Raw genomic sequence first — 10222 nt, forward strand, 5'->3', positions numbered from 1 at the left:
GGGCGGTGGCTTCTCGATTTGACAAACTCAAGAGAAACTATGAAAGCGTCATAGCAATGGCCTGCGCTTTTCTGTGGCTACCAATGTGAAACGGGAACAGACCCTAGGCGACTCGCTCAACGTGCGGCAACAATCAACTGATCGAATCGGGCCAAGTGCTGTTGCAGCAACCGGGCCTCGCCCTGGCGACCGGCATAGACCATCTCGGCCATTTCCAGAATGCCGGATGCATTGGGCAGCGGCAGGTCGTTTTCGAGAATGATCTTCATGCGCGGCAGGAAGATCCATTGCAGCCACTGCGCAAACTCAAGCGTGTCAACGCTGAACGGCTCCTGACTGGCAAGTGCCTGCTCGCTGGGCGGTGTGGCATCCCACCAGCCCAGAGTGCGCAATTCGCGCTCGATCAACAGCAATTGCTCGGCAACTTCAGGCAAGCGAACGTCCATCAGCGAGCCTTTTGACGAGCCAGCGCAGCACCGGCCGCATCGCCCTGCTTTTCACGAGACTGAGCGATCAACCCCCACAGGCTGGCTTGAAGGCTGGCACGCCCATTGGCGTACGTCAGACCGCGGCGGGCCAATTGTTCAGCCTGGGCGGCATCGCCCTGAGCCAGACGCACCTGGGCCAGACGGTAAAGCACCTGAGGTTCGCGCGGCGCAACACGCTGGGCGCGCTCAAGGCTGGAGGACGCACCGTTGAGGTCGCCGCTGCTTTGCTGTTGCTGCGCCGTGGTCAACAAGGCCAGTACCGGGCCATCAAGCTGTTCGTCTTCGGACAGACCGCCACCGCTGGACGGGATCCCGGTCGGTGCAGACGCAGCCGGCATGCTGTAGCTGTTATTCACCGGAGCCGGGTTGATCGGCGCCTGATTGACAGGCGCTGCGTCGACAGGCGGCGTATTGACGCTGAACGGGGCCTGACTGGCCGGTGCAGAGAAGCTTTCCCCTGCGCCCGCACCCGCCGCGCCCGGCACCATCACCACCACGCCATTGTCCTGCGGTACAGCTTGCGGCTGTTGCTGAACAGGGGCGGTGCTTCGATAAGTACCGTTGCGCGACGCAGCTGCGCGCTCGCTATTGGACACCTTGGAGCTCGAATCCACGACCGGAATCGAGCCACGTTCCACACTGGCGCAGCCGTTCAGCAAGGCCAGTGTCGTTAAAGCTGGAATCCACCATTTATTCACTTGAAAACCTCGATTGCCTAGTTCAACCAACCCTTGACCCAGTCCATCACCTCAGTGGCAGGTGCCGGAGCGCCGCCGCATGTTGCGCCGGGCTGGGGTTCACTGCCGCGAATATACGGCATCTGCACTGCATTCGGGCAGCTGGCGTCCGAACCCTGACCGGTCTGCGCATCGACCCACGCCTGAACAACGTTGTCCGGCATCGCCATGTCGAGCGGCAGCGGATTGGCCTTGCGCATGAAGCTGGTCCAGACCTGCAAGGCACCGGTAGCGCCGGTAAACGGAGTCTTGCCGTTATCGTCACGACCCATCCACACCACGGCGAGAAGATCCTGACTGAAACCTGCGAACCAGCTGTCGCGCGAGTCATTACTGGTGCCGGTCTTGCCCGCCAGGTTCAGCGAGCTCGGCAATACGCTGTAAACAGATTTGCCCGTACCTTCACGCATGACCCGCTGCATCGCGTTCTGGACCAGATAAATGGCACCCGGATCGAAACGCTGCTCGATCTTGAACGGATAACGCTTGAGCGGCTCACCTTCGGCGGTCAGCACACTGCGGATGCCACGCATCGGCGTATTGAACCCGCCGCTCGCGATGGTCTGATACATGGTGGCGACTTCCATCGGGCTCAAGCCGCCCGCGCCCAGCAGCATCGACGGGTAGGCCGGCCATTCACGGGTCACGCCCAGTTTGGCCAGTGTTTTGAAGACCGTCGGAATCCCCAGCTCAAGGCCCAGCTTGGCAGTCGACAGGTTGTACGAGTGCGCCAGCCCTTGATACAGAAAGATATTGCCGTGGGACTTGTGATCGTAGTTCTGCGGCTTCCAGATCTGGCCATCAGCGCCCTTGACCTGGAACAGTTCGTCGGCAATCCAACTGGTCAGCGTGTATTGGCTCGGACGTTCCAGCGCAGTCAGGTAAATAGCCGGCTTGACCAGCGAGCCAATCGGTCGTACTGCATCAATCGCCCGGTTGAAACCCGAGAACCCGGCCTCGCGACCGCCGATCAACGCCTGCACTTCGCCGGTCTCCGGGTTGGTGACGACCATCCCCGCCTCGACCTCATCAACACCCTTGCGCCCGGCGAGCTTTTTGAACGTGTCGTCCATGGCGGCCTGGGATTTCATCTGCAGGATCGGATCGAAGCTGGTGAAGATCCGCAGCCCTTCTTCGGTCAAGTCTTCGTCGCGGTAGTCTTCGCGCAACTGGCGCTTGACCAGATCAAGGAAGGCCGGGAACGAGCTGTCGGCCAGCGTGCCGGTTTTGGTCACACCCAGTGGCAATTTTTTGGCCGCCGCTACCACTTCGGGCGTGGCAACGCCTTGCTGCTCAAACAGGTCGAGTACAAGGTTGCGACGCTCCATCGCACGTTCAGGGTTGCGACGTGGATTGTAGAAGGACGGCCCTTTGACCAGCCCGACCAGCATCGCTACCTGGTGAATTTTCAGCTCGGACAGCGGTTGACTGAAGAAATACTGACTGGCCAGACCAAAGCCATGAACCGCACGCTGACCATCCTGACCAACAAACACCTCATTGAGATAAGCCTCAAGGATTTCCTGCTTGCTGTAATGAATCTCCAGCAAGACCGCCATCATGGCCTCAGTCAGCTTGCGGCTCAGGCTGCGCTCGTTGGTCAGGTAGAAGTTCTTCACCAACTGTTGAGTCAGCGTACTGCCGCCCTGACGCATCTGACCCTGCGAGGTATTGACCCAGATCGCACGGGCAATGGACTTGGGCGACACACCGAAGTGGTGATAAAAATCCCGGTCCTCTACAGCCACCAGCCCGTCGAGCAGATACGGCGGTGCCTGATCAAGCTTGATGAGGATCCGGTCTTCCAGATTTTTCGGGTACAAGCCACCGATCAGCAACGGCTCGAGCCGCGCCACGGCAAGCTTGGCACCGTTGCCGGAAGACAGGTCGGCAACCGAGTCGCCGGCGAAACGTACGCGCACCTGCTGTGCTGCGTCCGTGCCCTCGTAAAACTGAAAGCCACGTGTATTAAGGTCGACGGTATTGCCGTTCACCGCCGCAGCGCCAGGGCCATTCGCCACGCTTTCGCGGCGATAGCCCAGCGCGTCGAGTTCGATGAGGAAGTCATCGCGGCTCAGCTTCTGCCCGACGAACAGCTCCAGCGGCCGCGCATAAACCTTGGCCGGAATGGTCCAGCGCTTGCCGGAGAATTTCTCCTGAACAATCGCATCAAGGTAGATGGCCAGGCCGCCCAGCAGAACCAGGCCGACAATACCGAGCTTCAACGCCCAGCCCAGCCACTTGTTCAGGCTGCGGGGAGGTTGTTTTTTAGGGGAACGAGAGGTGCGGGATCGAGTCATGGGCGCGGATTATACGCACTTTACCGAGGATCGACAGACGCCCGAGTCAGCGGTTTGCAGCCTTGCGCCAAGCGGCCATAATAGCCGCATCAAGTACTTACATTTTGAACACATTCCTGAAGGATCGTCCGTGAGCCAGTCTTTGATCGCAGCCCTGCAGAACCCTGCCCTTTTCCCTCATCCGGTAGAGAATTTTCAGGTCATCGAAACGCACATTTCGTGGGTTCTGCTGACGGGTCCTTATGCTTACAAATTCAAAAAACCGGTGAACTTCGGTTTTCTGGATTTCACCACGCTGGCCTTGCGCGAGCATTTCTGCGAGGAAGAGCTACGCCTGAACAAGCGCCTGACCGACGATATGTATTTGGAAGTCCTGCCGATCACCGGCACGGCCCAGGCACCACAACTGGGCGGCGACGGCGAAGTCATCGAGTACGCCCTGAAAATGAAGCAGTTCTCGCAGGACGGCCTGCTGAGCACGTTGCAGACCAATGGCGAGCTGACCACCGCGCACATCGACGAACTGGCACGCCAGATCGCCGGTTTCCACCTCGATTCGCCGCATGTAACTGCAGAAAGCGAACTGGGCTCGCCTGATAGCGTCATGGCTCCGGTCGTACAGAACTTTGAGCAGATTCGCCCGCTGATCAGCGAAAAATCAGACCTGGAGCAGCTCGATGCCCTACAGGCGTGGGCCGAGTCGAGCTTTGAGCGCCTCAAGCCACTGCTGGCTCAACGCAAGGCCGATGGATTCATCCGTGAGTGCCATGGCGACATCCATTTGGGCAACGCCACGGTGATCGACGGCGAGGTTGTGCTGTTCGACTGCATCGAATTCAACGAGCCGTTCCGCAAGACCGACGTGTATGCCGACATCGGCTTCCTGGCAATGGACCTTGAAGACCGGGGCCTGAAATCGCTTTCTCGCCGCCTTGTCAGCCAGTATCTGGAAGTGACTGGCGACTACGTCGGCCTGGAACTGCTGAATTTCTACAAGGCCTACCGTGCAATGGTCCGTGCCAAGGTGGCCTTGTTCAGCCAGCCTGCGGATGCCGACGGTGTGCAACGCGCGGCAACACTGCGCCAGTATCGCAACTACGCCAATCTGGCCGAGAGCTACAGCGCTATCCCTTCGCGGTTTCTGACCATTACTCACGGCGTCTCTGCGGTCGGCAAAAGCCATGTCGCCATGCGCCTGGTGGAATCACTGGGTGCGATCCGCCTGCGTTCGGATATCGAGCGCAAGCGCCTGTTTGCCGAGGGCGGCGACAATCTGTACGGCGACGAGGCCAGCAGCGCAACCTATGCGCGCCTGCATGAGTTGGCCGGCAAAACGTTGCGCGCCGGCTTCTCGGTGGTGATCGATGCCACCTACCTCAAGCGTGAGCAGCGCGATGCCGCCGCGAAAGTAGCTGAAAACACCGGCGTGCCGTTTCTGATCCTTGATTGCGAGGCGCCACAGGCGGTGATCGCCAGTTGGCTTGCGCAGCGTCAGGCGCAGAACAACGACCCTTCCGATGCGACGCTGCAAGTGATCGAGGCCCAACAGGCCAGCCGCGAGCTTCTTTCTGCAGACGAAATTCTGTGCAGCAAGAAGGTGGCGACCAACATTGGCAGCGATCTGGACAGCCTTGTCGACAACCTGCGCCAACGCTTGCCAGGCCTCTGAAACCAACGCATGGCCGTTGAGCTGGTAATGCTTCACGGCCTGACAATGATGGCGATATACTGGCGCCATAATTCCAACGCAATCACAAGCACGAGGCCATCATGAGCCAGCCCAAACAGATCGACTCACCCCTTTACATGCTGCTGCGCCAGGATGACGTCGAAGGTTTCAATCAGGAAAAACCGCGAACCGGCACGATCGACATGACCGGCGGCGACTTTCGAGGGCTGGACCTACGTGCGCTGGACACAACAGGTATCGATTTCACCGACGCCTACTTTCGCTCCGCCGATCTTCGCGGCCTGGACTTGCGCCATATCCCGATGGAAGGTGCAAGCATCGCCCACGCGCAAATCTCGGGCGTGTTCTTCCCGACCGAGCTCTCGGCTGATGAGATTCTGATGTCGGTAAACTTCGGGACGCGCCTGCGCTATCGCACCCACTGAAACTGAAACCGTAAAAACGTTGCAGCCTGCATGCGCAAAGCATGACGGGCTGGCGATGTGTTGCTGATCACCCCACCCCTCTTGCTTCCGGCATCCCTTCTGAATGTGCAACCTCTGCGCCTTGTCAGCCGCCTGCTTGTGTCAATTCCAGCTCACAGCCCAGTCGCCCGCCAGCACGCCGGACCCGTCCAAAAGAAAGGTTGACTTACAAATGAGAATCATTATGATTATCACATCCAGTCGCGAGACTGGACGGTAACTGAAAGACCTTGGTTCGGACTTTCAGATTATCTCCTCATCAGGCTAATCACGGTTTTTGACCCGGCTCTTTGCCGGGTCTTTTTTTGTCTGTCTGAAAAGCGGCCAACCCCTCAAAAGCCGCTGCTGCTCGCTTCGAGCAGGCCCAGCCTTGCCAGCAAATCGTCCAGCAAACTGGAACCTCCCAGCCGCACCCGCCTGATATTGATCCACTGCGGCCCGAAACGGCCACGGGCCAGGGCCATGTACAAGCGCGCCTCTTCAAAGGTGCGAAGCCCACCCGCGACTTTAAGCCCGACCTGCCCGCCGACATCCGCCAGGGCTCCCAGCATGATGCGTGCAGCCTGTGGCGTGACATGAACGGCTGCCTTGCCGGTACTGGTCTTGATGAAGTCAGCACCCGACGCAATTGCATCGCGACAGGCGTCGAGGATCATTTGCGAGTCACGCAGGTCGCCGGTTTCAAGCGTTGCCGTCAACTTTGCGCGTCCGCTGCATAACCTCGCACAGGTCGCGAGCAGCTCCATACCGGTCTGCCGGTCACCGCCCAGCAGCGCGCGGAACGGATAGACGACATCGATTTCGTCAGCCCCGGACATCAGGGCTGAGCGCACCTCGGAGGCCACAAGATCGACGTTGCTGCCGCCATGCGGGAAGTTGACGACGGCCACCACTTTTATATCCCGCGCGTACATGCGGTCCAGGGTCGTTCGCGCCAGGCACACAAAGCGCTGCTGGACACACACGGCAGCGACAGGCCCCACGGGCGTCCACGCGCGCTGGCAGACACCGACAATACGCTGCTCGGTATCATCGATATTGAGGGCGAACAGCTCCAGCAACTCTATGGCCTTGCGCGCCAGTCGCTCATCATCTGCCGTCAGTTCTTTCATGTATTCACGCTCCTTAAACCATGAGCGGGAAGATATAGGGCTTGGCGCGCCAACAAACGCCGGCCGGTCACTGCGGGAAGAAAGCTACGCAAATACCGGAAACGTCCGACGCCACTCGGATCAAGCACTGGGCATGATGTGCCTGGGCGCAGCCGCCCGAATAAGCTGTCAAACTGAGCGGGCCGAGCACCGACCGTAAAAAATCTGGAGGCGTCTTGAAATTCCTTTGCGCATCGAGTCACTTGCCCGAAGCCCAGAGCAGAGGTTTCGAGCTGGGTAAACACAAGCTGTTGGCGGTACGTCGCCTGGGAACAGTGTTCATCTACAAAAACCGCTGCCCACACCGAGGCATTGCGCTGGAATGGCAGCCAGACCAGTTTCTGGACAACAGCGCGAGCCTGATCCAGTGCGCCATGCACGGGGCGCTGTTTTTGATCGAAAGTGGCGAGTGCGTGGCAGGGCCTTGCGAAGGTCAATCATTGACTGCACTGGAATGCCGCGAAGATGGCGAGGGAATCTGGGCATTGCTGCCCGACGACGATCACTGACGGACCCTGCCGCGCCCTCGCCTCAATCCAGCCAATGCACCTCGAGACGCCGGTCGATATGTACCGCTTCTGGCGTCAACTGCACCCCATACGCGAGGATCTGCACGCCGGCATCGACCGCTTCGCGTAATGCAGCGGCGTACGCGGGGTCGATCTCTTTGGCCGGGCGCACAGCCTCTACACCCGTGAGATTGACGCAATACAGCAACACCGCTCGCACGCCTTCACGGGCCAGCGTGGCCAGTTCACGAAGGTGCCGCGCCCCACGCTGGGTTACCGCGTCGGGAAACGCTGCCACCGCAGAGTCGTCGAAACCCAGGGTCACACTTTTCACTTCCAGATACAGGTAGCCGTCCGGGTACTCCAGACGAAAGTCCACACGGCTTTTTTCCTGCCCATAGGCCACCTCGCGCTTGAGCGCCGTAAAACCCTCAAGTTCGCGGATCACCCCGGCACGCAATGCTTCTTCGACCAGCGTATTGGCGCGTCCGGTATTGATACAGGCAAAGCGACCCTGCGGCGTCTCGCTGATTTCCCAAGTGCCCGGCAGCTTGCGCTTCGGGTCATTGGAGCGACTGAACCACACCCGCCCGCCGGGCATCATGCAGTTAAGCATCGAGCCGGTGTTGGGGCAGTGAATGGTCAGCAATTCACCGCTGTCGGTTTCGATATCAGCCAGAAAGCGCTTGTAGCGCACCAGCAGGCGACCCTGTTCGAGCGCTGGAGAAAAACGCATCAGGCGCTCCAGCTACGCAAACCACGAGCAATTCGCTCAACCGCCTGCTCCAAGCGCGGCAGGCTTTGCGTGTAAGCGAACCGTACATGATGCCCCGCCTGGAAGCGGCCAAAGTCCAGGCCCGGCGTAAAGGCGACGTGCTCGGTTTCGAGAAAATGTTTGCAGAACGCGAAGGCATCGCCGCCAAATGCTGAAATATCGGCATACAGGTAAAACGCCCCTTCCGGCTCGACGGCAATGCCGAAACCCAGTTCACGCAAGGCCGGCAGAAGAAAGTCCCGACGACGACCGAATTCGGCGCGGCGCTGCTCCAGAATCGCCAGCGTCTGCGGCTCGAAACACGCCAGCGCAGCGTACTGCGCCATGCTCGGGGCACTGATGTAGAGGTTCTGCGCCAGTTTCTCCAGGTCAGCCACCGCCTCCGGTGGCGCAACCAGCCACCCCAGGCGCCATCCGGTCATGCCGAAATATTTTGAAAAGCTATTAAGGACGAACGCCTCGTTGTCCACTTCCAGCACACTGCTGGCGTCCACACCATAGGTCAGGCCGTGGTAGATCTCGTCCACCACGAGGTGACCGTTACGGGCTTTGATCGCGCTGGACAGCGCCGCCAGTTCATCACGCGTCAACAGGGTGCCGGTGGGGTTGGCGGGCGATGCCACCAACGCGCCCACGCTGTTCGGGTTCCAGTGACTCGCTACCCGCTCGGGGGTCAATTGGTAACGTTCCTGCGGGCCGACCGGCACCAACTGCGCCTCGCCTTCGATCAAGCGCAAAAAGTGTCGATTGCACGGGTAACCCGGATCGGCCAGCAGCCAGTGCTTGCCCGGATCAACCAGCAGGCTGCTGGCCAGCAACAGGGCTCCGGAGCCACCCGGCGTGACCAGAATGCGTTGCGGATCAATGTCCAGCTGATAGCGTTGGGCGTAGAACCCGGCAATCGCTTCGCGCAGTTGTGGCAGGCCGCGGGCGGCGGTGTAGCGGGTCTTGCCGTCTGCCAGCGCCGCCTGCCCTGCCTTGATGATCGGCTCGGCGGTGGTGAAGTCGGGCTCGCCAATTTCAAGGTGAATGACGTCATGACCCGCCGCCTGCAATTCATTGGCACGCGCCAGCAACGCCATGACATGAAAGGGTTCGATGGCGCGACTGCGAGCGCTGTAGGGCTGGGACATGAGGATTCCTTTATTGGCGCGAGTATCAAAAACATGATTGTCATGACAACGACGCATGATTCTACCCAACCACCTGCCTGACGGTGCGTTCACAGGGTGAAAAAACCGGTCGTCGAACACTGGATAAAAGAAAGCTACGACGGTGCACAGCAGCTAGAGTTCATTTAAGTGAAGCGCAGATGCGACATGGCCATCTCGGCGAGCAGGCAGGGTCCTCATGCTCGACAACCGGGAGTAGCGCACTCCGATTTGATCTGGTAAGTTCGCCCGCTTGCAGCTGCAGGGCCGACGGGTGTCGGTGATGGAACAATCCTGCGCAATTGATTAGAAGAGTGAGAGGCGGTCCATACATGCCCACCCCAGAAAAGCAACAGAACCATCTAATCGGCGGCTTTGAACCCTATGTAGCGACAAAGGGCGAAGAGTACATGAGCGAGCCCATGCGCGCGCATTTCACCAAGATCCTGAACAAGTGGAAGCAGGACTTGATGCAAGAGGTCGACCGAACGGTGGATCACATGAAGGACGAAGCTGCCAATTTCCCTGATCCGGCCGACCGTGCCAGCCAGGAAGAAGAATTCAGCCTTGAACTCCGTGCCCGTGACCGCGAGCGCAAGTTGATCAAGAAGATCGACAAGACGCTGCAATTGATCAAGGACGAAGAATACGGCTGGTGCGAATCCTGCGGCGTAGAGATTGGCATCCGCCGCCTCGAAGCACGCCCGACTGCCGACCAGTGCGTCGATTGCAAGACCCTTGCTGAAATCAAGGAAAAACAGGTCGGTAAATGACCTGATGCCCGCTTTGAACAAAAAAGACGCTTCGGCGTCTTTTTTTTGTGCTCCCTCCAGCGTGGATTATCGTACAGACGCTCCGCGTCGCATGCCTTTCTGGACGCTCCGCGTCCGGTCTTGAATGTGCGGCGCGGCAGAGGTTTGTGACGCAGGAGCGTCACGCAAGGCATTCCGACGCTGG

Annotated in this window: 10 protein-coding genes and 1 pseudogene; 5 read left to right on the top strand and 6 right to left on the bottom strand. The window is 59.5% G+C overall.

Features of this window, described 5'->3' with window-relative positions:
* A pseudogene (locus DW49_RS1000000132160) lies at positions 1–89 on the top strand (IS5/IS1182 family transposase); the annotation flags it as partial.
* Between the two features lie 27 nt (positions 90–116).
* On the opposite strand, the gene DW49_RS0115450 reads toward DW49_RS1000000132160, so the two are convergent.
* The 3 genes from DW49_RS0115450 to mrcB are packed head-to-tail and all read right to left on the bottom strand — an operon-like array spanning position 117 to position 3525.
* Entirely contained in the window at positions 117–446 is a 330-nt protein-coding gene (locus tag DW49_RS0115450) for a YqcC family protein (RefSeq protein ID WP_005614919.1), read from the bottom strand.
* Positions 446–1147: a tetratricopeptide repeat protein gene (locus DW49_RS0115455; RefSeq protein ID WP_003382288.1), complete on the bottom strand. Its 702-nt coding sequence runs from the start codon at positions 1145–1147 to the stop codon at positions 446–448. Before DW49_RS0115455 ends, DW49_RS0115450 begins: the two co-directional genes overlap by 1 nt.
* A 56-nt stretch (positions 1148–1203) precedes the next feature.
* Positions 1204–3525, bottom strand: a complete 2322-nt coding sequence (gene mrcB, locus DW49_RS0115460; protein ID WP_005614914.1) for a penicillin-binding protein 1B — start codon at positions 3523–3525, stop codon at positions 1204–1206.
* A 130-nt stretch (positions 3526–3655) separates the two neighbouring features.
* Here mrcB and DW49_RS0115465 point away from each other — a divergent pair, with 130 nt between their 5' ends.
* Positions 3656–5194, top strand: coding sequence for a bifunctional aminoglycoside phosphotransferase/ATP-binding protein (locus DW49_RS0115465; protein ID WP_005614911.1), 1539 nt, complete (start codon positions 3656–3658; stop codon positions 5192–5194).
* A gap of 101 nt (positions 5195–5295) precedes the next feature.
* Entirely contained in the window at positions 5296–5640 is a 345-nt protein-coding gene (locus DW49_RS0115470) for a pentapeptide repeat-containing protein (protein ID WP_005614908.1), read from the top strand.
* Between the two features lie 371 nt (positions 5641–6011).
* Here DW49_RS0115470 and deoC read toward each other — a convergent pair whose 3' ends face one another.
* Positions 6012–6791: a deoxyribose-phosphate aldolase gene (deoC, locus tag DW49_RS0115475; RefSeq protein ID WP_005614905.1), complete on the bottom strand. Its 780-nt coding sequence runs from the start codon at positions 6789–6791 to the stop codon at positions 6012–6014.
* Positions 6792–7006: 215 nt separating this feature from the next.
* Here deoC and DW49_RS0115480 point away from each other — a divergent pair, with 215 nt between their 5' ends.
* Complete coding sequence (locus DW49_RS0115480; RefSeq protein ID WP_005614902.1) at positions 7007–7339, top strand: Rieske (2Fe-2S) protein; 333 nt, start codon at positions 7007–7009, stop codon at positions 7337–7339.
* Between the two features lie 22 nt (positions 7340–7361).
* Here the strand turns inward: DW49_RS0115480 and sfsA are convergent, their stop codons facing one another.
* Both sfsA and DW49_RS0115490 read right to left on the bottom strand, forming a co-directional pair.
* The gene (sfsA, locus tag DW49_RS0115485; protein WP_005614899.1) at positions 7362–8075 is read right to left on the bottom strand and encodes a DNA/RNA nuclease SfsA; all 714 of its coding nucleotides are present in this window, start codon (positions 8073–8075) and stop codon (positions 7362–7364) included.
* Positions 8075–9247: a pyridoxal phosphate-dependent aminotransferase gene (locus DW49_RS0115490; protein WP_024420722.1), complete on the bottom strand. Its 1173-nt coding sequence runs from the start codon at positions 9245–9247 to the stop codon at positions 8075–8077. The genes sfsA and DW49_RS0115490 overlap by 1 nt, the downstream gene beginning before the upstream one ends.
* A 350-nt stretch (positions 9248–9597) precedes the next feature.
* Here DW49_RS0115490 and dksA point away from each other — a divergent pair, with 350 nt between their 5' ends.
* The gene (gene dksA / locus DW49_RS0115495; protein WP_005614892.1) at positions 9598–10038 is read left to right on the top strand and encodes an RNA polymerase-binding protein DksA; all 441 of its coding nucleotides are present in this window, start codon (positions 9598–9600) and stop codon (positions 10036–10038) included.
* Positions 10039–10222: the final 184 nt, after the last annotated feature.

It is taken from the genome of Pseudomonas avellanae BPIC 631, from assembly GCF_000444135.1.
Classification (GTDB): Bacteria; Pseudomonadota; Gammaproteobacteria; order Pseudomonadales; family Pseudomonadaceae; genus Aquipseudomonas; species Aquipseudomonas avellanae.